The sequence below is a fragment of the Ponticoccus sp. (in: a-proteobacteria) genome, from assembly GCF_048381735.1.
In genome coordinates, this window is record NZ_JBLXGL010000001.1 from 868,376 (window position 1) to 894,921 (window position 26,546).

Here is a 26,546-nt window from a genome sequence, read left to right on the forward strand (position 1 = left end):
CGGTCTCTCGTGCCCCTTGCGGGCGGGGTATCAGGTATTTTTGCCAAGAAGAAACCCCCGGTCGGCGCCTGGGGTGCAGCGGGCATTCCTGTTTCCAGGTGTCTCTACCCGCCACGGAGGCGCCTGTTTCCTTGCCTTGGATGGCGCGCGAAAAGCGCCCTGCGCTCTTCGCGTGAAACATTGGGGTGGTTGCGTAATACCTTGATATTATGCCTTGAAGTGCTTGCTCAGCTTCAGGCCCTGACCCTGGTAATTCGAGGCGATGCCTGATCCGTAGAGCTGTGCCGGGATCTCGGACATGCGCTCATAGACCAGCCGCCCCACGACCTGCCCGTGTTCCAGCGCAAAGGGCGCCTCGTGGCAGCGCACCTCCAGGACGCCGCGGGCGCCTTCGCCGCCCGCCGGCGCATGGCCGAAGCCGGGGTCGAAGAAGCCCGCGTAATGCACGCGGAACTCGCCGACCATGGCAAGGTAGGGCGCCATTTCGGCGGCGTAGCCGGGCGGAATATGCACCGCCTCGCGGCTGACGAGGATATAGAAGGCGCCGGGATCCAGGATCAGCCGCCCGGATTGCGAGCGCAGCCTGTCCCAGTAGTCGGCGGGGTCGTATTCGCCGATCCGGTCGAGGTCGATCACCCCGGTATGGGGCCGCGCGCGATAGCCCACGAGCCCCTCGTCGCCGGGCATGAGGTCGACCGAAAAGCCCAGTCCTTCATTGATGACCGGCTCGCCGCCGGAAACCAGCACGTGGTCGCGATGCAGTTGGGTCAGGTCGGCGTCGGTCAGCACCGTCCGCCCGTGCCGAAAGCGGATCTGGTTCAGCCGCTGGCCCGGTCGCACCAGCACCGAGAAGCTGCGCGGGCAGATCTCGGCATAGAGCGGCCCGGTATAGCCCTCGGCGATGCGGTCGAACTCCACCCCGCCGTCGGTGATCACCCGGGTCAGAAGATCCAGCCGCCCGGTCGAGCTTTTGGCATTGGCGATGGCCTGCGTGCCCTCGGGCAGGGCCAGCCGTTCCATCAGCGGGACGACGTAAACGCAGCCCTTTTCCAGCACCGCGCCGTCCGACAGATCGATTCGGTGCATTTCGAACTGGGCGAGCCGGCTTTCGACGCTGGTGCCCTTGCCGGCAAGGAAGGAGGCGCGGACCCGGTAGGCCACCGCGCCCAGCCGCAGGTCGAGGCTTGCGGGCTGCACCTGTCCGTCGACAAACCCTTCCTTGGCGCCGATCGCGCCTGTTGCAATCAGCGTCTCAATTTGCTGGCTGGCCAGTACACCCGTCATGCCGATCTCTCCTTTGCGCCCCTCTTAACAAGGCCGCACGGGAAGGGGGAGCGAAATGCGACCTCCAGACGGCCCGGCCCGGCGGCTTGTCTTCGACTGCGCGGTGGTGCGGGATTTCCTGTTTTGCCGAGCCGCCCCGACGGGCCGCGTTGCAGGACAGGAACGCCGGGATTCCCGCGCCACAGGGGCTGTCCGGTGCCGCGCCCTCCGAGCGTGCCGGACAGGTTGCAGCTTGCGGATCGGCCTTGGATTGCAGCGCCATGCGAGAGCGCGGATCTTTGCGGAGGCTTCGGAGGAGGTGATACGGAAGGGGGCGGCTTAACCCCGGGGGGTTCGCGCGGGGCGCTGCGGCCCCGGCTTCCGTGATCGGTAGCGAATTTATGGTCGGGCTAGCAGGACTCGAACCTGCGACCTTCCGTCCCCCAGACGGACGCGCTACCAGGCTGCGCCATAGCCCGACTTGTCCGCGTGTCATACCGGTTTTTCCGGCACGTGCAACCCCCGCCCACGCAAAAATAAAATGATTAGGGCAGAGGCCGGTTCAGCCGGTCGCGCAGGGCTTTCATCCGGTCGAGCGGAGCGGCAAGCGCCTGAGCCTGCGGTTTGGTCAGGCCGCCGATTCGGGCCAGATGGGTCAGGGGGCCGGGCACCTGCGTGGCCTCTGCCTGCGCGGTGAAATCCGGCAGATCCACCGTGCGGCCGACCGGCGTTGCGGCGTCCCCAGGTGTGTTGGTCCGGTCTTCGGGGGCCGGGCTGGGCGCGGTTTCCGACTGCGGGGCAGGCACGGGATCTTCGCCCGCCTCGATCCCGTGCGACGGCTCGGGGCTGTCCGGGGCCGGGGCCAAGGCGGGCGCCTCGGTGGTGGCAGGCGATGCATCGCTTGGCGCGGCGTCCGGCTGTTCCGCCATGGCGTCACCGTCCGCGAGGGGCCTGGGCGCAGGCGGCCCGCTGTCCACCATCGATTCGCGACCGGCCCCCGGCGGCGCTTCCGCAGCCGCTGCGGCGTCGGCGGGTGCTTCGCGGGTTTCTTCGGTGCGCCGGTCGGTTTGGTCGTCTTCGAGCGGGGTCCCGGTCTCTTCCGGGTCCGGTTGCTGCGCCGATTCGTCCAGCGCCGTGGCCGGGTCCGTGGTCGCGGGGACAGGGGCGCCCGAATCCTCGGAGCGCGTCGTGTCTGCCGCCCCGGCTGCGGTTCTGTCGGTCCCGCTGGCTGCCGGAACCGCGCCCGAAGCGAGCGGCGGAGCGCCGGTTTCCCCAGCAGCGGGCGTCTCGGTCTGGGGCTGTCGCGGCGATGGCCGGGCCGTGGCCGAGGTGGGGAAGGTCAGGATCTCGGAGGTCGCGGGCGCTTCGGCCACTTCCTCGAAGGGGGCGTCTTCGATCAGCGCGGCGTCCGGGATGTCGTCGTCCTCGGCGCCCACCATGGCCGAAAGGCTGCAGACATGGCGCACGCCCTGCTCGCGCAGGACTTTCTGGACGCCCTTGATGGTCATCCCGTCCTCGTGCAGCAACTTCTTGATTCCGCCCAGCAATTCCATGTCGGCAGGGCGATAGTAGCGGCGCCCGCCGGCGCGCTTCACAGGCTTTACCTGGCTGAACTTGCTTTCCCAGAACCGCAGCACATGGGCTGGCGTTTCCAGCCAGTCCGCGACTTCGGAGATGGTGCGGAAGGCGTCACGCGATTTCGACATGCCCTAGCGCCTCAGCGCTTGTTGCCCGCGGCCACGCGGTCTTTCATCAGGTGCGAGGGGCGGAAGGTCAGCACGCGGCGCGGCTGGATCGGCACCTCTTCCCCGGTCTTGGGGTTGCGGCCAACCCGCGCCGCCTTTTCGCGCACCGAGAAGGTGCCGAAAGACGAGATCTTGACCTGTTCGCCCGAGACCAGCGCATCGGACATGTGCTGAAGCACGGCCTCGACGAGTTCGGCACTTTCGTTTCGCGAAAGGCCGACTTCGCGAAACACCGATTCGCTCAGATCCATTCGCGTCAGGGTCTTGTCCCCCATACGTCATCCCTCCCGCAGTTTGCCCGAGATTAGGCGGATGTGAAAAGGCCCGTCAAGTTCAATGACTTGTGCGGTGCGATTTAGGCAAAGGTTGACCAGAGCGATGCGCGCGACTGCCCGAAGACCGGGCGTTGGCTGACGCATCGTCCGGAATTCGGGGCCTTACCAGCGCAAAACGACAGCGCCCCAGGCGAGGCCGCCACCGATCGCTTCGGTCACGATCAGGTCGCCCGGCTTGATCTGGCAACGGGCGCGACCCACGGACAGCGCCAGAGGGATCGAGGCGGCAGAGGTATTGCCGTGATCCTGCACGGTCACGACCACCTTGTCCATCGGCAGGCCCAGCTTCCTGGCGGTGCCGGCGATGATGCGGATATTGGCCTGATGCGGCACCACCCAGTCGAGTTCCGAGGCCTGGAGGCCGATCTTGCCCATCGCCGTCTCTGCGGTGGCGGCGAGTTTTTCGACCGCGTGGCGGAAGACCTCCTTGCCCTGCATTCGCAGGTAGCCGGTGGTCCGGGAGCCGATGCCGCCGTCGACGTACAGGATGTCGCGGAAGCGCCCGTCGCTGTTGAGGTCGGTCGACAGGATGCCGCGGTCGGCGTTGCTGCCGTCGCCTTCGGAGGCTTCCAGCACCAGCGCGCCTGCGCCATCGCCGAACAGCACGCAGGTCGCGCGGTCTTGCCAGTCCATGATGCGGCTGAAGGTTTCGGCGCCGATGACAAGAACCCGCTTGGCCTGCCCCGAGACGATCAGCGCATTGGCATTGGTCAGTGCGTAGACGAAGCCGGCGCAGACCGCCTGCACGTCGAAGGCGAAGCCCTTGGTCATGCCAAGCGCGGCCTGCACCATGGTCGCGGCAGAAGGGAAGGTCAGGTCGGCGGTCGAGGTCGCCAGTACGATGGCGTCGATGTCCGACGGTTCCAGTCCCGCATCCGCCAGCGCGGCCTTGGCGGCCCGCGTCGCAAGGTCAGAGGTGGTCTGACCCTCGGCGGCGAAATGCCGCCGCTCGATGCCGGACCGCGAGCGAATCCACTCGTCCGAGGTGTCCAGGCTGGCTTCGAATTCGGCGTTCTCGACGACTCGTTCGGGGAGGTAGTGGCCCACCCCGGCAACTTTTGCCCGCAGTGTCATGTCTTGTTATGGTCCTTCTGCTCGCCGTCATCTTGCGCAAGCTCGGCGGCAGAGGCAACCCGTGCAGCCAGTCGGTCTCCGAAGCCCGAACGCGCCAGCTGGAAGGCCAGCTTCACCGCGGCGGAAATGGCGGTCGGATCGGCGGAGCCATGCGACTTCACCACCGTGCCGTTCAGCCCGAGGAAGACGCCCCCGTTGACGCGGCGCGGGTCGATGCGTTTCTTGAGGCGGCTCATGGAGGTCAGCGCCAGCACCGAGGCGATGCGCGACAGCGGCGAATAGGCAAAGGCCTCTTTCAGCAGCTGTCCGATCAGCGAGGCGGTGCCTTCGCCGGTCTTCAGCGCGACATTGCCGGTGAACCCGTCTGTCACGATCACGTCGCAGCGCTTGCCCGGGATGTCGCCGCCTTCGACGAAGCCGACGAATTCATAGGCGCCGTCGCTGGCGTGGTTCTCGATCAGGTCATGGGCCTCGCGCAGTTCGGCGCGGCCCTTGTGCTCTTCGGTGCCGACGTTCAGCAGGCCGATGCGGGGACGGGTAAGATCCAGCGCGTTGCGCGCGTAAGAGGTGCCCATCAGCGCATATTGCAGCAGGTCCTGCGCGTCGGCGCGGATATCGGCGCCGACATCCAGCATCACGTTGAAGCCCTGCGGATTGGACGAGGGCCAGAGGATCGCGATGGCGGGACGGTTGACGCCGGGCAGCTTGCGCAGGCGGATCATCGACAGCGCCATCAGCGCGCCGGTGTTGCCGCAGCTGACCGCCACGGTGGCATCGCCCGAGCGCACCGATTCGAGAGCCGACCACATCGAGGTGCTCTTGCCGTGGCGCACCACCTGGCTGGGCTTGTCGTCCATGCTGACGACATCCTCGGCATGGATCACCGTGCAGCGGCCATCGAGGATCTTGCGCTTGCCGACGAGTCGGTCAAGCTCCTCCCGGTTGCCGTGCAACAGGAAATCCAGCTCGGGATTCTTTTTGGCCGAATGCGAAATACCGGCGACCACGGCCGCCGGTCCCCTGTCGCCGCCCATGGCGTCGACGGAAATCACCACGCGCGTGCCGCCTGCCGCCTGTCGATCCTGCAAGGAACTCATGCCGGTAGGCCCCGCCGGGGTAATTATGCCGCGTCTTCGTCCAGGTCGATCTCGTCGGCCATGGCGACGACTTCGCGCTCTGCGTAGTGACCGCAGGACGGGCAGACGTGGTGCGGGCGCTTCAGCTCGCCGCAGTTGTCGCACTCGTTCGGGTTTGCCGCGGTCAGTGCGTCATGCGCACGACGGTTGTTGCGGCGGGATTTGGAAACCTTGTTCTGTTGGACGGCCATGTCTCAACCTCTATCTTGGTGAGGGGACAGCGTCCCCGCGATGTCTGGAGCCTTGCCGCGCCATATGACCCGGCGTGCGGGGCGTTGCAAGGCTGGCGTTCTCATGAAGGCGCGAAAATACGCGGAAAGTCTGATTTGGCAAGCGCTTTCTCAGCCTTGCTCGTCATCCTTCCGCATTTTTTCGCGCAGCGAGGCCAGACCGGCAAAGGGTTTGACGTCTTCGTCGCTCAGCGGGGCCACGCCATCCTCGGCAAACTGCGCCTGATCGAGGTCCGCGCCCTCGGCCCGGGGATAGGCGGGAAGCGCCAGCGCCAGGGCCTCGGCCATGACCGCCCAAAGGTCGATGACATCGCCAAGGGGTTCGAGGCTGTCGTCCTCGGGCACCTCGGTCTCGGAACCGGCCTCGAAGCTGTCCAGCCGGTCGGCGGGCACGAAGCGGCGCTTGACGGGGGCGTCGATGCGCGTTGTCACCGGGGCCAGCGTCACGATGCAGGCCTGCACCGCCGTGGCGCCCAGCTCTGCGGTCAGTTCCCAGCCGCGGTTGCCCAGCGGCACAAGCCGGCCCTGAAAGCGCAGCTTGCGGATTGTTTGGGCGCCAAGGTGCCCGGCAAGGGCGGCGCGGTCTTCGGCCTCGGGTTCGAGGTTGAAAGCGTGGTCCGTCCCGCGCCCCAGCGTAGAGACACGCAGGCGGGGGTCGGAGGTCGATGCATGGGGCATAGGGTCCGGTTTTCCTGTGCTTGAATGGCGGGCATTCCTTCTGTAATCGGATTACGGGGCCAAGAGAACCAGGACAAGAGGGGCAGGGTAATGCAGGGCAAGACGGGCAGGGCGCGATTGGCGGCAGCCACGGTGATGGTTGTGGCGCTTGGCGCGTGTTCGGCAAGCTACCGGACCCATGGGTACATGCCGCCCGAGGACGAGCTGCAGCAGATCGTGCCCGGCGTGGATACCCAGGCCTCCGTCGAGGATCTGATCGGCGTGCCGAACGCCTCCGGCGTGCGCGACAACTCGGGGTTCTATTACATCGAGACAGAGATGCGCCATTTCGCGTGGCGCCGTCCCGAGATCATGGACCGCCAGATCCTGGCCATCACCTTCGACCAGGCCGGCATCGTGGACAATATCAGCACCTACGGTCTGGAAGATGGCCGCGTGGTGCCGATCACCCGCCGCGTGACCAAGAGCACCGACGGCGAGATCGGCTTCATCCGCAAGCTCTTCGGCAATATCGGCGGGCTCGACGCCAGCCAGCTTCTGGGCGGCCAGTAACGGCATGGCCGGGGCCGCGCACCGGCCCGGCGAGGAGTCGTCACGCTGCTGTCATGCAATTCGCGCAATCAGGGGCCATACAAATCCTCCGAGGATGGCGTGGCACAAGAGGCGGGCATGGCAGGCACAAAAATCGACCTGAGACGGGGGCGCTACCGCGCCCGGCTTGCCGAGGGACCGGGCGATCTGGCGCGGGCGCAGGCGCTGCGCGGTCTGGCCTTCCATCGCGACGGACCCGATGCCGATGCCTTCGACGCGGTGTGCCATCACGTGCTGGTCGAGGATATGACCACCGGCGCCGTGGTCTGCTGCTTTCGCCTGATGCCGCTGGCGGGCGGGGCCGAGATCGACCGCAGTTATTCGGCGCAGTTCTACGAGCTTTCGGCGCTTTCCGCCTTCGAGGGTCCGATGGTCGAGATGGGCCGGTTCTGCATCCATCCCGACTGGCACGACCCGGATATCCTGCGCGTGGCCTGGGGGGCGATGACCGCCTATGTCGATGCGCAGGGGGTCGAACTGCTGTTTGGCTGCGCCTCTTTCGCGGGCACCGACGCGCGGGAATACTACGATGCCTTCGCGGTGCTTAAGGCCCGGCACCTCGCGCCGCGCCGCTGGCTGCCCCGGGTCAAGGCGCCCAGCGTCTTCCGCTTCGCCGAACGGCTGCGCCGCAAGCCCGACCGCAAGATGGCGATGCTGCGGATGCCGCCGCTGCTGAAAACCTACCTGACCATGGGCGGCTGGGTCTCGGATCACGCGGTGGTGGATGCGCAGATGAACACGCTGCACGTCTTCACCGGCGTCGAGATCGCGGCGATTCCCCCGGCCCGCAAACGCCTGCTGCGGGCGGTGGCCGGGTAACGGCAGCCCCTGCGGCGCGGGCAAAGGCCGCCCGAATCCCCGGGGGAATGGGCCGCCCAGGGCAGCGCCGGGCCGCGATAGGGCCCGGCTGCGGCACGGCCCGACTTGACGGCAGGCCCGGCTTTGCCTAGCTGCGCGGCATGGCACAGGCACCCCTTCTGCAACTCTCCGACATTTCCCTCACCTTCGGCGGCGACCCGGTCTTCGACGCGCTCTCGCTCGTCGTGCAGGAAGGCGACCGGGTGGCCCTTGTGGGCCGCAACGGCTCCGGCAAATCGACCCTGATGAAGGTCATGGCGGGACTGGTCGAAGCGGATCGCGGCGACCGGGTTCTGGGGCCGGGCGTCTCGGTCGGCTACATGCAGCAGGAACCGGACCTTTCGGGCTTCGAGACGCTGGGCGAGTTCGCCACCTCGGAACTCGACCCCTCCGAAATGTACAAGGTCGAACGCGCCTCCGAGGGGCTGAAGTTCGACCCCGACCGCCTGGTGGCCACCGCCTCGGGCGGCGAGCGGCGCCGCGCCGCGCTGGCCAAGCTGATGGCCGAGGAACCGGAACTGATGCTTCTGGACGAGCCGACCAACCACCTCGACATCGAGGCGATCCAGTGGCTCGAGGACGAACTCAAGGCCACCCGCCGCGCCTTCGTGCTGATCTCGCACGACCGGCGCTTCCTGACCGAGCTGACCCGCGCGACGCTGTGGATCGACCGTGGCGTGGTGGCGCGGCAGGAACAGGGATTCGCGGGCTTCGAGGCCTGGCGCGACAAGGCCTGGGAAGACGAGGACATGGCCCGGCACAAGCTGGACCGCAAGATCAAGGCCGAGGCCCGCTGGGCGGTCGAGGGCATCAGCGCGCGACGCAAGCGCAACCAGGGCCGGGTGCGGCGCCTGCAGGACATGCGGGCCGAGCGCGGCGCGCAGATCCGGCGGCAGGGCGCGGCGGCGATGGACCTCGCCTCCGGTCCCAAGTCCGGCAAGAAGGTGATCGAGGCGCAGGGCCTGCGCCACGCCTTCGGCGACAAGGTGATCGCGCGCGATTTCTCGATCACCGTGCAGCGCGGCGACCGGGTGGCCTTCGTCGGGCCCAATGGCGTCGGCAAGACCACCCTGATCCGCATCCTGATGGGCGAAATCGCGCCCGACGCGGGCACGGTGAAGCTGGGCACCAACCTCGTGCCCGCGGTCTTCGACCAGGCGCGCGCGCAGCTGGACCCCAACCTCTCGCTCTGGGAAAGCCTGACCGGCGACAAGGAGATGCGGGTGTCGGGGCAGGCGGATCAGGTCATGGTCCGAGGTCAGCCCAAGCATGTCGTGGGCTACCTCAAGGAATTCCTCTTCGACGAGGCGCAGGCCCGCGCGCCGGTGCGTTCCCTGTCGGGCGGCGAGAAGGCGCGGCTGCTGCTGGCCAGGCTGATGGCGCGGGAATCGAACCTGCTGGTGCTGGACGAACCGACCAACGACCTGGACGTCGAGACGCTGGACCTGCTGCAGGAGCTGCTGGACGATTACGACGGCACGGTGCTGCTGATCAGCCACGACCGCGACTTCCTCGACCGCGTTGCCACCCAGACCGTGGCCATGGAGGGGGCGGGCCGCACGGTGCTCTACGCGGGCGGCTGGTCGGACTACCGCGCGCAACGCAAGGCCGAGGCGGCCCCGGCCGCGAAACCCAAGGCCGCCGTCGCCCCGGCATCCGAAAAGACGAAGCAAAAGGCAGCCGCCGCAGGGCTCTCCTTCACCGAGAAGCACCGGCTGGAGGAACTGCCCGCGGTGATCGAACGGCTGGAAGCCGAGATCGCCAAGCTCGAGGAATTCCTCGCCGCGCCCGACCTCTTCACGCGCGAGCCGCTGAAGTTCAGGAAGGCGACAGAGGCGCTGGTGGAACGCCAGACGGCCCTCTCCGACGCCGAAGAGGAATGGCTGGCGCTGGAGGAAAAGGCCGAGGCGCCCTGACCGCCCTGCGCCTTGACAAGGCGTCGCGCACCGTCCCACGTCGCCACGCGGATCACCCGCTCTTCTTTGGTCTTCCAAATACCTCGGGGGTTCGGGGGCAGAGCCCCCGATCGGTCGCAGGCCGGCAGGCCTGCGAAACCCGATGAACCTGCGCTACTTCCTTGCGGTGATTCCCGTCACCCGTGCCGCCAGCGGCATTTCCACCACCGTCAGCAGGATGCGGATCACGTGATGCAGGCTGACCAGCGCCGGGTTGGCCGCAAGGCTGAGCGCGATCACCGACATCTCGGCCACGCCGCCGGGGGCGTAGCTGATCAGAAGGTGCAGGAAGGGAATGCCCGTCACCACATGCAGCAGCATCGCGATGGCTCCGCCCAGCACCAGCATATAGGACACCGAAAGCAGGCTCAGCCCCAGCGACCGGCGCAGAAGCTCCAGTTTCACGCCGTGAAACCGCAGGCCGAGGCTGACGCCGATCACGCATTGCGCGGCGGCGATCAGCCAGCCGGGCAGGTGGGTGTGCAGTACCCCCGTCACCGTCAGCCCCCCGGCCAGCAGCAGCGGGCCGGTCAGCCGGGCGGCGGGCAGGCGCAGCGGGCCGCCCAGGGCCATGCCCGCCACCGCGATCATCACGATCATCCCGATGGCCAGCGGCCCCACCGGCTCTGACGCGTTCGGAGAGAGGATCCCGGCGGCGCTGCCCACCGGTTCTCCGACCCAGAGCGACAGGGCCAGGGGCAGGGTGGTGATGACCACGATGATGCGCAGGAACTGCTGCACCGTCAGGATGCGGATATCCGCGCCCGCCGCCTCGCCGGTCACGATGCTTTCGATCAGCCCGCCCGGTGTGCCGGAATAGAAGGCGGTCGCAGGGTCCATGCCGCCCACCCGCCGGAAGATCTGGTAGTTGCCCGCATGGGCCGCGATCACGAAGAAGATCAGGCAGAGAAAGGACAGGCCGAGGTCGCCGGCCATGTCCCAAAGCTCGGGTGTGACCTGCGTGCCGATCATCACCCCGATCAGCGCGATGAAGAAGGTCCGAAGCGGCGGCGGGAAGGTGTAGGCCTCCAGCACCCGGGGCCGCACCGCCAGCACCATGACGGCAGAGACAAAGAGCGATCCCAGCATCCAGGGCATCGGCAGGCGGATCAGGCTGGCCGCATAGCCGCCGAGGCCGCCGATGGCGAGGAACAGGGCCGTGCGCCAGACCAGCGCGAGAGGGGGGAATTTGAATGCCATGTGCATCTAATATACCTGCATCCGGGCGTATACAATCCTCGCCGAGACCCCGCCGACTTTGCGCTGGTGGCGTGCCCGGAAGCCCTCGGGCCCGGTCCTGCCTGCCGTCGTCGCCCGGGGCCGAGGGCGCGTTGCCCGCCTCTCCGTGAAAACACGCAAGGCCTGCTTCAACGGGGGGCGGAAAGCCTGTAGGCCGGGACCATGAGGCAGGTGCAATTCATCGGGTCGGCCATCTACCGCGGCTCTGTCTACGGGCCGCGCCACCCGCTTTCGATCCAGCGCGTGCCGGCCGTCACCGACCTGTGCCGCGCCCTTGGCTGGCTGCCGCCCGGGCGCTACCGCACCTCGCCCCGCGCCAAGCCCGAGGCGCTGACGCGCTTTCACACCCAGACCTACGTGGCGGCCCTGCGCCGGGCCGAGGCCGAGCAGGCGGTCTCTGACGCGGTGCGGGACCGGCACAATCTCGGCACCCTGTCCAATCCGGTCTTTGCAGAGATGTTCCGCAGGCCCGCCACGGCGGTGGGCGGCGGGCTGCTGGCGGCGGAACTGGTGGCCCGGGGCGGCGCCGTCTACAACCCCGGCGGCGGCACCCATCACGGCATGCCCGACCGCGCCGAGGGCTTCTGCTTCCTGAACGAGCCGGTGCTGACGATCCTGCGCCTGCTGGAAATGGGTCTGGACCGCGTGGCCTATGTCGATATCGACGCCCATCACGGCGACGGCGTCGAGGCGGCCTTTCACGGCAGCGCCCGGGTGCGGGTGATCTCGGTCCACGAGGCCCGGCGCTGGCCCTTCACCGGCGCGCTTGACGATACGGCGGGGGGCGCGGCGATCAACCTGCCGGTGCCGCGCGGCTTCAACGATACCGAATTCGAGGCCGCGCTCGACGGCGTCATCCTGCCCGCGGTCGCGGGTTTCGCGCCGGATGCGATCTACCTGCAATGCGGCGCCGACGCGCTGGCCGAGGATCCGCTCTCGCGGCTGGCCCTGTCGAACAACGCGCACCGCCTGGCCGTCCGGGCGCTGCGGCCCCTGGCGCCCCGGCTGATCGTCTCGGGCGGCGGCGGCTACAACCCGTGGTCCGTGGCGCGCTGCTGGGCCGGGGTCTGGGCAGAGCTGGCCGGCTTCGCCATTCCCGAGGTCCTGCCGGACCCGGCCCGCGCGGTGCTGGGCGCCCTGCGCTGGTCGCGCCGGGGTGGCCCGGCCCCGGCCCTGTTGACGACGCTCGCCGACCCGCCCCGGCCCGGCCCGCTGCGCGACGAGCTGCGGGCGGCGATCCGGCAGCTGGCGGGTCGGCTGGCCTGAAGGGGCGACGATTCGGCGTGAAAAGCCGCGCCGGGCAGCCATGACCGGCCCGGGCCTGTGACCGGCGGTTCGGGCTCTCGGGAGGGGGAATGGAGCGGGTGAAGGGAATCGAACCCTCGTCGTTAGCTTGGGAAGCTACTGCTCTACCATTGAGCTACACCCGCCGCGCTGTTCTGATAGCACCAAGCCGAGCGTTTCCACAAGGCTCTTCGTTGCCGTGGCTGAGAGGCCTTCATGCATAAACGGGGGTGTGGAATTCACGCAGCGAATCCAGATGGTTAGAGAGGGTGTGCGCCACCTGGCAAAGAGGGGAGCCGCCAATGCGGCGCTCAGGCGGCGCGCTCCGCTCACTCCGTGGCGGCCGGTATCCTTCAAGCCGAGGCGGTCGCGCGGAAGGCGGGGACAAGCGCGGGTTGGCAGCCGAGCGGATCGTTTCGGCAGAGACATGCGGGCGCTCAGGCGGTGTCCGGATCGGCGTGATGACGCGCGCCTGCGCCGCGCCTGAACATCCGGTAACGAAACCTTCATACCTGCGGGCTTACCCTGAACATGCGGGCAGGTGGCTTCTGACCGGGAAGGGGCCGCCGGTGCCCTGGGCGGCCCTTTAAAAGGGGGGGCTTGGCGGCAGGGGCCGCTGTGGCCCCGTTCAGGGGGCCGGGTCCGCGTCCAGTTCCCGCGCGATGTCGTCATCCAGCGGGGTGCGGTAGGTCATCAGGAGGTAGCCGAGAACCGAATAGAAACCGACCGTGGCAATCAGGTCGATGACGGCGGGGCGGCCGAGGGCGGCAGCCAGCTCTGCCTCCTGTGCGGGGGACAGGCAACGCGCGTCCAGAAGGGCATCGACGGCGCGGACGAGCAGCCCGTCTTCACCCCCGTCTTCACCCTCGGGACCAGTCGCGCCGACCGGCATGTCCCTGATCGCGGCGATCCGGGTGTCGGACATGCCCAGCTTGCGCGCCCGGCTGACGTGCTGCTGCCACTCGTAGGAGGATCCCAGCCGGACCCCGGTGCGCAGGATCACCACCTCGGAGCGGATCGGGCCAAGGGCGCTGTCCTTCACCACGTGCTGGCGCAGCGGCGCCCAGGCGCGCAGCAGCGCCGGATGATGGGCCATGGTGCGATAGACGTTCAGCTGTCCGGCGAACCCGTCGCGCAGGGCGGCGATCTCTTCGGGCCAATCGGCGTCTGACAGGGGCGGGCAGGGGCTGTCGGTCATGTCAGTCCTTCCCGGGGCCGAGGGTGCGGGCATAGAGGTCGGGGCGGCGGTCCGCCCAGATCCCGGTGAAGCTGCGGTAGCGGGCCACCTCGGCGAGGTCGAGAGCGACGCGCAGCACATCCTCGCGGTCATGGTCCAGACGGCCCAGGACGCGACCGTCGGGCGCAAGGGCACAGGAGCGGCCGAAGAACCGCTGGTCGCCCTGCACCCCGACGCGGTTGCAGGACAGGAAGAAGACGCCGTTCTCGACGGCGCGGGTATAGGCGCGATGCACGAAAAGGTCCTCGTCCGCCACCGGGGCACTATCGGCGCCGAAGGACGCCCAGGCCGAGGTGACGATATCGGCCCCCTGCGCGGCAAGGGCGCGTGTCACTTCGGGAAAGCGGATGTCGTAGCAGATCTGCATCCCCAGCCGGGTGCCAAGCGCCGGAAAGACCGGCAGGGCGTCACCGGGGGCGAAGTAAAGCTTCTCGGTCTGCCATTGATGGGTCTTCACGTAATGGCCCGCGACCCCCTCCGGCGTGATCAGGACAGAGGCGTTGTGGATCACCCCCGCCAGCCGCGCGTCGCGCAGCCCGAGGCCCGCGACAAGGGTCACGTTCAGCTCGGCGGCCAGCGCGGCCAGCGCGGCGATCTCCTTGCCCCCGGGCTCGGCGCAGGCGGCGCAGAGCGCTTCGCCGTAGTGCGGCACCGCCGACACGAAGGGGCCGCCGGGCACCAGCGGTTCGACATAGCCGGTGTTGGACAGCTCGGGGAAGAGGATCAGGTCGGCGCCCGCCGCCGCCTCGGCGCGGATGAATTCGGCCATACGGGCGAAGTTGCGCGCAGGGTCAAGCGGGGCGACGTCGAACTGGACCAGATGGGCGGCTATCATGCGGGCTCCGTTATGCGGCAACCTTTGGCGAAATCCCAGTCGCGACCGGGGGCGGCGTCCAGCAGGGCGCGGGTGTAGTCGTGCTGCGGGTCGGCCAGAACCTGCCCCGCCGTGCCGAATTCCACAACCTCGCCGCGCCGCATCACCATCACGTCGTCGCAGATCTGCGCCGCGACCCGCAGGTCATGGGTGATGAAGAGGATGGCAAGGTTGCGCTTGGCCTGCACCTCGGCCAGCAGATCCAGCACCTGCGCCTGCACCGAAACGTCCAGCGCCGAGACCGCCTCGTCCGCGACGATCACGTCGGGCGACATCATCAGGGCGCGGGCGATGGCGATGCGCTGGCGCTGCCCGCCCGAGAACTGGTGCGGGTAGCGGCTGAGCGCATCACGCGGCAGGCCGACGACCTCCAGCAGCTCCGCCGCGCGGGCCAGCGCCTCGGCGCGCGGTTCGCCCGCGTTCAGCGCGCCCTCGATCAGGCTGTCGCCGGTGGTCAGTCGCGGGTTGAGCGAGCGGTTCGGGTCCTGGAAGATCATCTGCACCGCGCGCCGGGCCGGGGCCAGGGCCTTCTGGCCCTCCAGCGGGGCGATGTCATGGCCGTTGACCAGGATCGCGCCCGAGCTGGGATCCTCCAGCCGCAGCACGCAGCGGGCGACGGTGGATTTGCCGGACCCGCTTTCGCCGACGATGCCAAGGGTGCGACCGCGGTCGAGGCGGAAGCTGACGTCGCGCACCGCCTGCACCCGGTGGCCGGGGCGGCGCATCATCTTGCTGAGGAACGAGCGGAACTCGAAGACCTTGTTGACATCGACCAGCTCCAGCGCATGGTCCGGGGCCGGTTGCACCCGCGCGGCGCGGGGCGTCAGGGCGGGCACGGCAGCCAGAAGGTCGCGGGTGTACTGCGCCTTCGGCTGGCTCAGGACCTGCTCTGTCGTGCCGGTTTCCACCACTTCGCCGTGGCGCATGACGCAGACCCGGTCGGCGATATCCACCACGACGCCCATGTCATGGGTGATGAAGAGGACAGCCGTGTTCATTTCGTCCTGCAGATTGCGGATCAGTTCCAGGATCTGCTTCTGGGTGGTCACGTCCAGCGCGGTGGTCGGCTCGTCCGCGATCAAGAGCTTGGGTTTCAGGGCCAGCGCCATGGCGATCATCACGCGCTGTCGCTGGCCGCCCGAAAGCTGGTGCGGATAGCTGTCATAGATGCGCGGCGGGTCGGGCAGGTGGACGCTTTCGAAGGCGGCGATGGCGGCGGCCCTGCGCTCGGGACCGCGCATGCGGGTGTGGGCCCTGTAGATCTCGTCCATCTGCAGCCCGATGGACAGGACGGGGTTCAGCGCCGTCATCGGCTCCTGGAAGATCATCGCCATCTCGGCCCCGCGCAGGGCCTTGGTCCGGGCCGGGGTCGCGGTGATGATATCCTCGCCGTTCAGCGCGGCGCGGCCCGCCGTCACCTGCAACTCGCCGCGCGGCAGCAGATCCATGGTGACCAGCGAGGTGACGGATTTGCCCGAGCCGCTTTCGCCCACGAGGCAGAGCGTTTCGCCCGGGGCGATGTCGAAGGAGAGGCCCTTCAGGATCTCGGCAGGGCGGCGGCCCATGGTGGCGACGCGCAGGTCGCGGACCGACAGGACGGGTTGGCCGGATTGGGAAGTGCTCATCACGAACGGCCTTTCATCTTGGGGTCCAGCCGGTCACGAAGGGCATCGCCCAGCAGGTTGATCGACAGGATGCACAGCGACAGGACGATGGCGGGCCAGTAGACCAGCCAGGGGTTCAGCGCGAAGTAAAGGCGCCCCTCGGCCATGATATTGCCCCAGGTCGGGGTCTCGGTGCCGATGCCGACGCCCAGGAAGGACAGGGCGGCCTCGGTCAGGATGGCGGAGGCGTAGATGTAGGTGCCCTGCACGATCAGCGGCGCAACGGTCGAGGGCAGCAGGTGGCGCCAGATCATCCGCATCGGTCGGGTGCCCAGCAGCACGGCGGCCTCGACGAAGGTTTCCGACCGGGTGGCCAGCACGCGCGAGCGCACCAGCCGCACCACCTGCGGGATTTCGGGCAGCATGATGGCGATGATCACGGTGGTCAGCCCGGCATCGGTCAGGGCGACGATGGCGATGGCCAGCAGGATGCCCGGGATCGCCATCAGCCCGTCCATGGCGCGCATCAGCACGGCGTCCAGCCCGCGGAACCAGCCCGCCAGCAGCCCCAGCGGAAGACCGATGACAATGGCGCCGACGGCGACACCCGCGCCGACCATCAGCGACACGCGCGCGCCGTAGATCACGCGGGAATAAAGGTCGCGCCCGAAGCTGTCGGTGCCCATCCAGTAGGTGCCGTCCGCGGGCTTCAACCGCATCATGGCGTTCAGCTCGGTCGGGGCGAAGTTGGCGAGGCGCGGCGCAAAGAGCGCCATGGCGACGATCGCCAGCAGCACCGCCAGCGCCAGCAGGGTGGTCCAGTGCGGCGGCGTTTCCAGAAGCCGCTTGCGCAATGCGGCGGAGGCGCTTGGGGTCTGGCTCATTGGTAGCGGATCCTCGGGTCGGTCAGCGCGTAGGACAGGTCGATCAGAAGGTTGATCAGCACGTAGGTCCCGGCGGTCAGCAGGATGATCGCCTGGATCAGCGGGTAGTCGCGGGCCAGCACGGCATCGACGACCAGCCGCCCAAGGCCGGGGATGTTGAAGACGGTTTCGGTCACCACCACGCCAGAGATCATCATGGCGAAGCCGGTGCCGATCACGGTCAGGATCGGGATCGCGGCATTGCGCAGGGCGTGGCGGAAGAGGACGATGCCCTCGGGCAGGCCCTTGGCGCGGGCGGTGCGGACGTAGTCCTCGCGCAGGACCTCCAGCATAGAGGCCCGGGTCATCCGAGAGATCAGTGCGATGTAGATCGAGGCCAGCGCGAGACCGGGCAGGAAGATGCGATGCGCGAAGGGGCCGATGCCCTCGGACAGGGCCTTGTAGCCCTGCACCGGGAACCAGCGCAGGTTCACCGCGAAGACCCCGATCAGCACGTAGCCGATGACGAAGATCGGCACCGAGAATCCGATGACCGAGACCGCCATGACCAGCCGGTCGGTCAGGCCGCCGTGACGCCAGGCGGCCAGCACGCCCATGGGCAGGGCGATCATCAGCGTCAGGGCCATGGCCACCAGTGCCAGTGCGACGGTCGGGCCAAGGCGCTGGCCGATCATCTCCAGCACCGGTCGGTCGGAAATCAGCGAGCGACCGAAATCGCCCTGCGCCATGTTGCCGATCCAGGTCAGGAATTGCACCGACAGCGGGTCGTTCAGGCCAAGGCTGTCGCGGATCGCTTCCAGCTGGGCAAGCGAGGCCTGATCCCCGGCAATGGCCTGGGCCGGATCGCCGGGCGTGAGGCGCAGCAGCAGGAAGACGAAGACCGCGACGAAGAACATCACGGGGATCGCCATCAGCAGCCGACGCAGGAAATAGCTGAGCATCGTGGCCTCCGGGGCTAGGGGCGGCGCGGGCGCGCGCGCAGGGGCGAAGGAATGGAAAAGGGGCGGGCGGCTAGGAAAAAGCCGCCCGCCCGGTTGGGGGTAAGGTTACTTGCCGACGCCCCAGAACAGGGTGATCGGGCCGGACTGGATGTCCTTCAGCTCGGTCCGCCAGGCGGCGACGGATTTGAACTCGCCCGCGTTGAAGTAGAAGCTGTCGTCCCAGGCGATCTGCTGGGCCTCTTCGGCGATCACTTTCTGCTCGTCGAGGGTGCCGGCGGTCAGGTAGTCGGCGCGCAGCTCTTCCATGCGGGCGTTGACGGGCCAGCCGGCCCATGTGTCGTCATCGCCCGACCCGTTGATCAGCGAATGCACCAGCGGGTTCCAGATGCCCGCGACGCCCCAGTAGGTGAAGAAGAAGTTCCAGCCGCCCTCGCTGACCGGCTGCCAGCCGTTCTTGCGCGATTGCAGGGTCGACCAGTCCATCGAGGCGACATCGACGGTGAAGCCCGCCTCGCGCATCCGCTCTGCGGCGACGATGGGCTGGGTGGTCAGCACGGTCAGGTCGGTGGGCTGCATCATCAGCACCGGCGTGCCGTCATAGTCGGAGGCCGCCAGCAGTTCCTGCGCCTTGGCCATCCGCTCGTCCGCCGAGCCTTCGAGGTATTCCGCGCCCGCGTCAGAGGCCAGCGGCACCTCGCAGCCGTAGATCGAGGCGCAGAGCTGGTAGTATTCGGCATTGCCGATCGCGGTCTGCATCAGGGTTTCCTGATCCAGCGCATACATCGCCGCCTTGCGGACCTGCGGATCGTCGAAGGGCGGCAGGCGGTGGTTGAAACGGCCCGTTACCTGCGCGCCCAGCGGGTTCAGGATGCCGGTGTCGACCTCGTCGTTCATGGCCAGCAGCGGCAGCAGGTCGATGGTGACCTGTTCGATCAGGTCCACGTCGCCCGACTGGATCGCGTTGATCGAGGTCTGCATGTCGGGCATCGCCTGCCAGACCACGCGGTCCACGTTCACCACCTTGGCGCCCGCGGTCCAGCTGGCGGGCTCTTCGCGCGGCACGTAGTCCTCGTTCTTCACGTAGACCGCCTGATCGCCGGGGCGGTAGGCCTCGGCCACGAACTTGAACGGGCCCGAGCCGATGACCTCGGGGATCTGTTCGCCCACCGGCGTGTCGGCGAGGCGCTTCGGCATCATGAAGGCGGGAATGGGCGAAGGTTTCGCCAGCAGTTCCAGCACCGGGCCGAAGGGCGATTTCATCGAGATGACCAGCTCTTTGTCCGAGGTGGCCTCGATGCTGTCGACGAACTCCATCATCGTCTTGGCGGACCCGTCGCTTTGCGACCAGCGCATCAGCGAGGCGACGCAGTCCTCGGCGGTGACCGGGGTGCCGTCGTGCCACATCAGCCCGTCGCGCAGGGTCAGGGTATAGGTCAGCATGTCGTCCGAGACGGTGTAATCGGCCATCTGCGGCTGCGGCTGATAGCTGTCATCCATGCCCAGCAGGGTCTCGAAGACCATGAAACCGTGGGTGCGGACGATCTGCGCGGTGCTGAGGTGCGGGTCGAGCGAGCGCAGCGGCGCCTGCATGACGGCGGTCAGGGTGGTTTCGGCAAAGGCGGGCAGGGCCACGCTGCCCGCCAGAATGGCGGCCATGCCGAGGGACTTCAGCGAGTGGAAGGTCATTGTCGTTCTCCGTGTTGGTGGGTCAGTTTCTTGTTGTTATTCGGTTGGGTCCGCCGGATCGGCGCACCAGGGATAGACCCGGCCCGTGTCGAGCTGGGTATAGGGGACCAGCCGCACGTCGGCGGGGCCCAGATCGGGGGTATCCGTGACCAGGATCGCCGCTGCCAGCGGGGTGTAGTAATCCCGGAAATGGGTCTTCGAGCGCAGCAGGATCACGTCGTAGTCCTCTGGCCGCTCGTCGAAGATGAAGAAGGGGTCGCCATCCACCGCGAAGGCGAAATGCGAGGTGATCGAGATCCGCACCGGCCCGACCTCGACAAGCGCGGTTAGGCCCAGATCGACCGGCGCCCCCTGCTGGTAGCGGCCCGAGACGTTGAAGCGTTTCTCGCCGGTCCAGAGGACGCGGGCGGTCAGCTCCAGCGGGCCGCCGGTTTCCGGCGCGCTCTTGCCGCCAAGTTGCAGCGTGATCTCTGCACCGGCCCCGGCAGCATGGGCCGCCGCGGCGCTGCCGGGATCCAGAAGGAAGGGCACCATGACCCGGCCCAGATCGGCGTCGAGGACGGCGCGCAGCCCGTGGGTGCTGTCGTTCATCCGGTCGGCATGCTCCAGGATCACCACCGGCGCGCCGCTGCCGCGCAGGCGCGCCGCCTCGGCAATGGCCGCGTCCATCTGCCAGATCGGGATCGCATCGGAGAGCGCGGCACGGGCGGCCTGCAGCGCGGCTGAGAGCCTCGTGGCCTTCTCCTGCGCCGCCTGCTGGCCCTGCCAGTCGAGGCAGATCACCGACATGCCGGTATTGGCGCTGTCGGCATAGGCAAAGCCGCCCATTAACGAGATGTCGCAATCGCCCGAGGATTCCTCGGCCCGGGCCATGGCGATCAGGCTGGCCAGCGGCTCCAGCGCGGTGGCCGAGAGGATCGAGGGGATGACCACGCCGGGCTGGGCCACGGCGAGACCGGGCCGTTCGCCGGTCTCGATCATCCGCAGCAGCGCGCGGGTGGCGCGTTCGCCGGTCTCGCCCATGTCGATATGGGGGGAATGGCGGTAGGCCACGGCGATATCGGCGGCGGCAAAGGTCGCCGCGTCGACATTGCCGTGGGAATCCAGCGGCACCGAGATCGGCAGATCCGGGCAGGCGGCGCGGGCGCGCTCGATCATGTAGCGCTCCACGTCCGGAAACCCCGGGGCCCAGCAGGCCCCGTGCAGGTAAAGGACCAGCCCGTCCAGCGGCCCCGCGTCCCGCAGGCCCTGCACCAGCTCATCGGCAAAGGCGGTGACGGCGTCATCCGCGGCGGGGCCGAGGGCGCCCAGCAGGCTGTGGAACAGCGGCACCATTTCGGCGCCCGCCGCGTCCAGCACCGAGAGCACGCCGCCCGCCACCGTGTTGCTGCCGCGGTATTGCGCCGGGATCTCCGCACCGCGAAAGCAGGCCCGCTCGAAATCCGCCCGGGTCGAAACCTGCGGCACGGCAGTGACGGATTCCAGGTTGAACCCGGCAAAGGCAATCCGGCGCGTCATCGGGTCAGCCTTCGGTCACGCGGCGGATGGTCCGCGCGAGGCGCTCGACGATCTGATCGATCTCGTCCTCGGTGCAGATGTAGGGCGGGGCCAGCAGCACGTGATCGCCGTGCACCCCGTCGATGGTGCCGCCCATGGGGTAGCACAGCAGGCCCTCGGCCATAGCCTCTGCCTTGATCCTGGCATGGATCTTGCGCGCCGGGTCGAAGGGGATCTTGTCGTCCTTGTCGGACACGATCTCGATGCCCCGGAACAGGCCGCGCCCGCGAATGTCGCCGACGTGGGGGGATTGTCCCAGCGCGGCATCAAGCCCCGCCTGCAACCGCGTGCCAAGGTGGGTGACCTGATCCATCAGGCCCGGGCGGGTGAGGATCTCGACCACCTTGTTGGCGGCGGCAGTGGCGATCGGATGGCCGATATAGGTGTGGCCGTGCTGGAACAGGCCAGAGCCGTCGCGGAAGGCCTCGTAGATCTGCTGCGACAGCAGCACGCCGCCGACAGGCTGGTAGCCGCCGCCCATGCCCTTCGCGATGGTCACGATATCGGGCACCACGCCTTCCTGCTCGAAGGCGAACAGGCTGCCGGTGCGGCCCATGCCGCACATGACCTCGTCGAGGATCAGCAGGATGCCGTGGCGGTCGCAGAGCGCGCGGATGCGCTGGAAGTAATCGGCAACGGCGGCCACAGCGCCCATGGTGGCGCCGACCACCGGCTCGGCGACGAAGGCCATGACCTGATCGCCGCCCAGTTCCTCGATCTTCTGTTCCAGCTCCTGGACCAGCCGCGCGGCATAGGTCTCGGGCGTCTCGTCCGGGCCCTTGTCGCGATAGGGGTAGCAGGGCGACACATGATGCGTCTCGGGAAGGATCGGCTGGAACTGCACCCGGCGCATGGCATTGCCGCCCGCCGCAAGCGCGCCGATGGTGTTGCCGTGATAGCTTTGCCGCCGGGCGATGATGTGCCGGCGCTGCGGCTGGCCGATTTCTACGTAATACTGGCGCGCCATCTTCAGCGCGGCCTCCACCGCCTCGGACCCGCCGGACACAAGGTACAGCCAGTTCAGCGGATCCGGCGCCAGGGCGGTCAGGCGCTCGGCCAGTTCCTCTGCCGCATCGGTGGTGAAGAAAGAGGTATGGGCGTAGGACAGCCGCTCCATCTGGGCCTTCATCGCCGCCAGCACCTCGGGGTGGTCGTGGCCAAGGCAGCTGACCGCCGCACCGCCCGATCCGTCGATGTAGCTGCGCCCGGCGGAATCGGTGATCGTCACACCCTGGCCCGAAACGGCATGGGGCAGGGGGGCGCCGATCTTGCGGTGAAGGAGTCTGGTCATGGTCTCGTCCATACTGCGTTCCGGCCGGGGCCGGAGGGGAATCGCGGAACAGGCCGCGGCTGACACTTGGTCGCAGGACTTGATGCGCAGTGCAACAAATGTTTCAAAAAATTATCCGACGCAACGGTTGATACTTGAGTTTTGCTCATGAAACGTTCAAATCTTCCGGGTGTGGCGTCGATCCGCGTCAACCCAACAGTAAAAATTGCCATCTCTGGCCATCAGGCGCAGACAAAGGGACGGATCAGGACAGGGGCTGAAACGAATGTTGCAAAAGGATGCCCTGCGGGACCGGATCGTCGCCCGCTTTGACGAGATGTCGCCGCAACTGCAGCAGGCCGCCCGCTACATCCTCGAGAACACGCAGGAGGTGGCGCTGGTCTCGATGCGGGAACTGTCGCGCAAGGCCGGCGTGCAACCGGCGACCATGACCCGGTTGGCGAAGTTCCTGGATCTGGCCGGCTACGACGACATCCGCACCCATTTCTCCGAGGCGCTGCGGCTGCGGGCCGATGGTTTCGCCGCCCGTGCGCGCGAACGCGAGGGAGAGCACGGACCGGCGGGCAGCGGGCTGGCGCACGACATGCTGCAAAGCCTTTCGGCGCAGATCGCCCGGCTGAGCGAACCCGAGTCGCTGGCCCGGCTGGACGCGGCGGCGGACCTCCTGGGAGGGGCAAGGCGGGTCTATGTTCTGGGCCTGCGCTCCTGCCATTCGGTGGCCTGGCATTTCCACTATGTCATGACCCTGCTGGGCGACCGCACGGTGCATCTGGACGGACCCGCGGGCACCGGGGCCGACGGGCTGCTGCGCGCCGGGCCCGAGGACGTGCTTCTGGTGATCTCGATCAGCCCCTATGCGGTTCAGTCGCTGGACCTGTCGGCGCTGGCGCGCGAGAAGGGCCTGTCGGTGCTGGCGATCACCGACAGCGAGGTCTCGCCCCTGATCCCGATCTCGAACCAGGTCATCCTGTGCTCGACCGAAAGCCGCACCTTCTTCCACACGCTGACCCCGGCGCTGGCGGTGTCAGAGGTCCTGTGCGGGCTGCTCGCGGCGCGGGATCGCGAAGGCTCTCTGAAGGCCCTGCAGGCTGCCGACCAGCATCTTGCGACGCTCGACATCTACGCCAACACGATCCCGCGCCGCCGGATCTGACCCAAACCCAAGGACCGCCCATGGCCCAGCCCCGCCGCATCGCCGTTGCCCGTCTCTGGCACGAGGCCAATTCCTTCAACCCGATCCCGACACGGCTGGAGGATTTCCGGCGCCGTGAGTGGACGCGGGGAGAAGAGGCCCTGGCCGGTGCCCGGGGCACGGCGACAGAACTGGGCGGGCTGGTGCGCTTCCTCGACGCGCATCCGCACTGGCAGGTCACGGCCTCGCGCTGCACCTCGGCACCGCCGCTTGGCCCGGTCACCACCGAAGCGTTGACGGCGATCCGCGACGAGATCCTTGCGGATCTTGCGGGCCAGAATTGGGACGGCGTCTACCTGTCGCTGCATGGGGCCATGGTGGCCGAGGACGACCTGTCGCCGGACTACAGCCTGATCCGCGCGCTGCGCGCGGCGATCGGGCCAGAGCCTCTGCTGGCGGTCAGCCTGGACATGCACGCCTGCCTCGATCCCTCGCTGACCGGGGCGGTCGACATCCTGTCGGGCTACCACACCTATCCCCATGTCGACATGGATGCCGCCGCGCACCGTGCGCTGACCATGATGGAGCGCGCCTTCGAGCAGGGCAGGCGGCCCGCTGTCGCGCTGCGCCAGCTGGACTTCGCCCCGCTGTCGCACGGAATGCGCACCGAGGCCGGACCGATGGCCGAGCTGGTGGCGCTCGGGCAGGAGGCAAGCGGCGCCGAAGGGGTCGCGGACGTGACCTTCTTCGGTGGTTTCACCTATGCCGATACCCCCAACACCCGGGCCGCCGTGGCGGTGACCCATGATCGGGGCCTTGCGCCGGAGCCGCTGCTGGATCGTCTGGCCGCCGGCTATCAGGCGCGGCGCGAGGCCTTCCGCGTTTCGCTGCCCGGCCCCCGCGAGGGCCTGGCCCTCGCCTCCCGGCAGCTGGATCAGGGCGCTCGCTGGCCCGTGACCCTGGTGGATACCGCCGACAACCCGTTGTCGGGCGGGATCGGCGACACAACGGCGCTTTTCCGGGCGATGATGGAGAGCGGCCCGGATCTGCCGATGCTGTTCTGCTTCTTCTACGATCCCGACCTGGTGGCGCGGGCGCATGGGCTGGGCGAGGGGGCGGCGATCGACTGCACCCTCGGCGGGCGCATCGCCCCCGAGTTCGGGGCGCCGGTCGCGTTCCACGGGATGGTCGAGCGCCTGACCGATGGCCGTTTCCGCAACCGGGGGCCTTTCGAATATGGGCGCGAGATCGACATGGGGCGCACCGCCGTGCTGCGCGCGGGCCAGATGCAGGTGGTCGTCAGCGAGACCTGCCAAAGCGCCAACGACCCGGCCTGGTGCGACCTGCACGGGATCGACCTGAGCCGCATCGCGGTCTTCGGCATCAAGGCGAAGAACCACTTCCGCGCGGGGTTCGAGCCGCTCTGCGGTCCGATCCACGACATCGACTGTCCCGGCGTGGCGCCGGCGGATATGTCCTTGTTACCCTACCGCCACGTGCCGCCCGCCTTCTACGCCTGACCGCGAAGGGGGCGAGGCGCAGGGCCTTGCCCGGGGATGCCAACACCGGCATCGGGCGGCAAAGGGACGCGCGGCGGGCAACCTCCCGGCGCGGCATGCGGATTTGGCGGGGGGGGGGGGGGGGGGTCAGCCCCGGGCTCTCGGGCGGCGCGGCACGCCTGTTCAGGGCTTCGTGCCGGGTGCGGCCGCCGCCCGCGCAAGGGCAGTGGCGCCACCCGGGCAGCGCGCACCAGGACAAACCTGACATGTTCGCCGCGCGACTTCGAACGGCGAGGCTTGCTTGCACGAGGGGATCGAGGGCACCCGATCCCGGATGGCTTCACATCCGAACCCTTCTACAACCTAGGCCTGTTGGCGCTGTGTCTCCCTTTCCGTTCGAACGGGAACCGAAGCGGAAAGAAGCGGATCGTTGAGCGCCAGGGCGGCCTGCGTTCGGTTCTGCACATTCAACTTGCGAATGATGCACGACACATGCGCCTCGACCGTATTGGTCGAGATTTTCAGGCTGCGGGCAATTTCCTTGTTCGTCTGCCCCTTGGCCACTTCCCGAAGAATTTCGCGCTGTCGCCGCGTCAGCACCTCCTGAGTGATCTTGGTGTTCTCAAGCGTGTTCTTCGCCAGAGGGTTGTTCTGAGAGCCAAACGGGACAATCTTGTGACCCTCCATGACCAGGATGATGATGGATTTGATTTCCGCGTGGCCCATCTTGGGATGTACCACCGCGGCGACTTCTTTCGGAAGTTTGGGCAGATTCACGGGAATATCATTGAAACGCGGAAACAATATAAGCCTGGGCGGAGAGTCCGAACGGCTCAGAATAACGTCCATATCGGAAAGAAGGTCATCGATCGCGTCAAAGCTGATTAGAACAACGCTTGCGTGTGTCGGAACCTGCGAAGGACTCTCGCAGGTGGAATAGCGTATGCCCAACTCTGAAACGATTACTCCCAAGGCACTGTTGATTAAAAAATAGTTACCAAGAATTCCTAGTTCACTTACCTCGCTATCCAGCATAAACCCCTCCTCCTGTCCAAAGCACAATGAGGATTGAAATGAATCAATAATAAGCTCCTCCATGAAGAGACAAGGCGCTTCGCGCGCGTCGCATATCAATTGGTTTCTATGTGTGCGTCAGGTAACTTCGGTACTCCGCTTCCGGCCAGTTCGAGAATCCGAGTGCTGCGCGCGGGTGCCGCGCGGACAATGGTGCGTTCGGTTCGTCTCGGCTGGGTCACAGCGCGTCTTACGGTCCGTTGGTCCTGTATCTGGGATGCCTGCAACACGTATACACTGCCCTTGGCAACAGACGCCTGCCCAACATAAACACGGTCATCGGCAAAAACGGGCGATGCGCTAAGAGCGAATCCTAAAAAAAACACCCCACAGTAAAGTCTTACTTGGTGCATGAGCCTCTTCTTTCGATCAAGGCGGC

The 26,546-nt window shown here is 67.6% G+C and carries 23 protein-coding genes and 2 tRNA genes; 6 read left to right on the forward strand and 19 right to left on the reverse strand.

Annotation, left to right across the window (positions count from 1 at the left end; translation table 11 throughout):
• Positions 1–207 precede the first annotated feature (207 nt).
• The 8 genes from ACN5KJ_RS04145 to ACN5KJ_RS04180 all read right to left on the reverse strand — a co-directional run bounded on the left by ACN5KJ_RS04145 (position 208) and on the right by ACN5KJ_RS04180 (position 6,461).
• Positions 208–1,284, reverse strand: a complete 1,077-nt coding sequence (locus ACN5KJ_RS04145) for a 2'-deoxycytidine 5'-triphosphate deaminase (RefSeq protein WP_418592175.1) — start codon at positions 1,282–1,284, stop codon at positions 208–210.
• Positions 1,285–1,665: 381 nt separating this feature from the next.
• Positions 1,666–1,742: transfer RNA gene (locus tag ACN5KJ_RS04150), tRNA-Pro, on the reverse strand.
• A gap of 66 nt (positions 1,743–1,808) precedes the next feature.
• Positions 1,809–2,969, reverse strand: coding sequence for a MerR family transcriptional regulator (locus ACN5KJ_RS04155; RefSeq protein ID WP_418592176.1), 1,161 nt, complete (start codon positions 2,967–2,969; stop codon positions 1,809–1,811).
• 11 nt (positions 2,970–2,980) lie between these two features.
• On the reverse strand, positions 2,981–3,283 hold the full coding sequence (gene ihfA / locus ACN5KJ_RS04160; protein ID WP_023852358.1) for an integration host factor subunit alpha: 303 nt from the start codon (positions 3,281–3,283) through the stop codon (positions 2,981–2,983).
• A 162-nt stretch (positions 3,284–3,445) separates the two neighbouring features.
• Positions 3,446–4,417 (reverse strand): beta-ketoacyl-ACP synthase III, encoded by a 972-nt coding sequence (locus tag ACN5KJ_RS04165; protein ID WP_418592177.1) that lies wholly within the window; start codon positions 4,415–4,417, stop codon positions 3,446–3,448.
• Entirely contained in the window at positions 4,414–5,514 is a 1,101-nt protein-coding gene (gene plsX / locus ACN5KJ_RS04170) for a phosphate acyltransferase PlsX (RefSeq protein ID WP_418592178.1), read from the reverse strand. Before plsX ends, ACN5KJ_RS04165 begins: the two co-directional genes overlap by 4 nt.
• Positions 5,515–5,537: 23 nt before the next feature.
• Complete coding sequence (gene rpmF / locus ACN5KJ_RS04175) at positions 5,538–5,744, reverse strand: 50S ribosomal protein L32 (protein ID WP_347167623.1); 207 nt, start codon at positions 5,742–5,744, stop codon at positions 5,538–5,540.
• A 150-nt stretch (positions 5,745–5,894) separates the two neighbouring features.
• On the reverse strand, positions 5,895–6,461 hold the full coding sequence (locus ACN5KJ_RS04180) for a YceD family protein (RefSeq protein ID WP_347167624.1): 567 nt from the start codon (positions 6,459–6,461) through the stop codon (positions 5,895–5,897).
• Between the two features lie 90 nt (positions 6,462–6,551).
• On the opposite strand from ACN5KJ_RS04180, the gene ACN5KJ_RS04185 reads away from it, so the two are divergent.
• The 3 genes from ACN5KJ_RS04185 (at position 6,552) to ACN5KJ_RS04195 (ending at position 9,826) form a co-directional block, all read left to right on the forward strand.
• On the forward strand, positions 6,552–7,013 hold the full coding sequence (locus ACN5KJ_RS04185) for an outer membrane protein assembly factor BamE (protein WP_418592179.1): 462 nt from the start codon (positions 6,552–6,554) through the stop codon (positions 7,011–7,013).
• Positions 7,014–7,130: 117 nt separating this feature from the next.
• Positions 7,131–7,871: a GNAT family N-acetyltransferase gene (locus ACN5KJ_RS04190; RefSeq protein ID WP_347167626.1), complete on the forward strand. Its 741-nt coding sequence runs from the start codon at positions 7,131–7,133 to the stop codon at positions 7,869–7,871.
• Between the two features lie 140 nt (positions 7,872–8,011).
• Positions 8,012–9,826 (forward strand): ABC-F family ATP-binding cassette domain-containing protein, encoded by a 1,815-nt coding sequence (locus ACN5KJ_RS04195; RefSeq protein WP_418592180.1) that lies wholly within the window; start codon positions 8,012–8,014, stop codon positions 9,824–9,826.
• Between the two features lie 153 nt (positions 9,827–9,979).
• On the opposite strand, the gene ACN5KJ_RS04200 is transcribed toward ACN5KJ_RS04195, so the two are convergent.
• Entirely contained in the window at positions 9,980–11,065 is a 1,086-nt protein-coding gene (locus tag ACN5KJ_RS04200; RefSeq protein WP_418592181.1) for an AbrB family transcriptional regulator, read from the reverse strand.
• A 201-nt stretch (positions 11,066–11,266) separates the two neighbouring features.
• On the opposite strand from ACN5KJ_RS04200, the gene ACN5KJ_RS04205 reads away from it, so the two are divergent.
• Positions 11,267–12,370: an acetoin utilization protein AcuC gene (locus ACN5KJ_RS04205; protein ID WP_418592182.1), complete on the forward strand. Its 1,104-nt coding sequence runs from the start codon at positions 11,267–11,269 to the stop codon at positions 12,368–12,370.
• Between the two features lie 90 nt (positions 12,371–12,460).
• On the opposite strand, the gene ACN5KJ_RS04210 is transcribed toward ACN5KJ_RS04205, so the two are convergent.
• From ACN5KJ_RS04210 to ACN5KJ_RS04250, 9 genes are all read right to left on the reverse strand, one after another.
• A tRNA-Gly gene (locus ACN5KJ_RS04210) sits at positions 12,461–12,534 on the reverse strand.
• Between the two features lie 482 nt (positions 12,535–13,016).
• Positions 13,017–13,586 (reverse strand): carboxymuconolactone decarboxylase family protein, encoded by a 570-nt coding sequence (locus ACN5KJ_RS04215; protein WP_418592183.1) that lies wholly within the window; start codon positions 13,584–13,586, stop codon positions 13,017–13,019.
• A 1-nt stretch (position 13,587) separates the two neighbouring features.
• The gene (locus ACN5KJ_RS04220; RefSeq protein WP_418592184.1) at positions 13,588–14,460 is read right to left on the reverse strand and encodes a carbon-nitrogen hydrolase family protein; all 873 of its coding nucleotides are present in this window, start codon (positions 14,458–14,460) and stop codon (positions 13,588–13,590) included.
• Positions 14,457–16,124 carry an ABC transporter ATP-binding protein gene (locus ACN5KJ_RS04225; protein ID WP_418592185.1) on the reverse strand — a complete coding sequence of 556 codons (1,668 nt, stop codon included), beginning with the start codon at positions 16,122–16,124 and terminating at the stop codon, positions 14,457–14,459. The genes ACN5KJ_RS04220 and ACN5KJ_RS04225 overlap by 4 nt, the downstream gene beginning before the upstream one ends.
• Positions 16,124–16,987: an ABC transporter permease subunit gene (locus tag ACN5KJ_RS04230; RefSeq protein WP_206566000.1), complete on the reverse strand. Its 864-nt coding sequence runs from the start codon at positions 16,985–16,987 to the stop codon at positions 16,124–16,126. The genes ACN5KJ_RS04225 and ACN5KJ_RS04230 overlap by 1 nt, the downstream gene beginning before the upstream one ends.
• Positions 16,984–17,928: an ABC transporter permease gene (locus tag ACN5KJ_RS04235; RefSeq protein ID WP_206565999.1), complete on the reverse strand. Its 945-nt coding sequence runs from the start codon at positions 17,926–17,928 to the stop codon at positions 16,984–16,986. Before ACN5KJ_RS04235 ends, ACN5KJ_RS04230 begins: the two co-directional genes overlap by 4 nt.
• Positions 17,929–18,033: 105 nt before the next feature.
• Complete coding sequence (locus ACN5KJ_RS04240) at positions 18,034–19,614, reverse strand: ABC transporter substrate-binding protein (RefSeq protein ID WP_418592186.1); 1,581 nt, start codon at positions 19,612–19,614, stop codon at positions 18,034–18,036.
• Between the two features lie 36 nt (positions 19,615–19,650).
• Entirely contained in the window at positions 19,651–21,132 is a 1,482-nt protein-coding gene (locus ACN5KJ_RS04245; RefSeq protein ID WP_418592187.1) for a M81 family metallopeptidase, read from the reverse strand.
• A 4-nt stretch (positions 21,133–21,136) separates the two neighbouring features.
• A complete protein-coding gene (locus tag ACN5KJ_RS04250) occupies positions 21,137–22,462 on the reverse strand; it encodes an aspartate aminotransferase family protein (RefSeq protein WP_418592188.1) in 1,326 nt (441 codons plus the stop codon).
• Between the two features lie 265 nt (positions 22,463–22,727).
• Between ACN5KJ_RS04250 and ACN5KJ_RS04255 the strand changes: the two genes are divergently transcribed.
• Positions 22,728–23,615 (forward strand): MurR/RpiR family transcriptional regulator, encoded by an 888-nt coding sequence (locus tag ACN5KJ_RS04255; protein ID WP_347167640.1) that lies wholly within the window; start codon positions 22,728–22,730, stop codon positions 23,613–23,615.
• A 20-nt stretch (positions 23,616–23,635) separates the two neighbouring features.
• A complete protein-coding gene (locus tag ACN5KJ_RS04260) occupies positions 23,636–25,114 on the forward strand; it encodes a M81 family metallopeptidase (RefSeq protein WP_418592189.1) in 1,479 nt (492 codons plus the stop codon).
• 342 nt (positions 25,115–25,456) lie between these two features.
• On the opposite strand, the gene ACN5KJ_RS04265 is transcribed toward ACN5KJ_RS04260, so the two are convergent.
• Positions 25,457–26,128, reverse strand: coding sequence for a response regulator transcription factor (locus ACN5KJ_RS04265; RefSeq protein WP_418592190.1), 672 nt, complete (start codon positions 26,126–26,128; stop codon positions 25,457–25,459).
• Between the last annotated feature and the right edge of the window lie 418 nt (positions 26,129–26,546).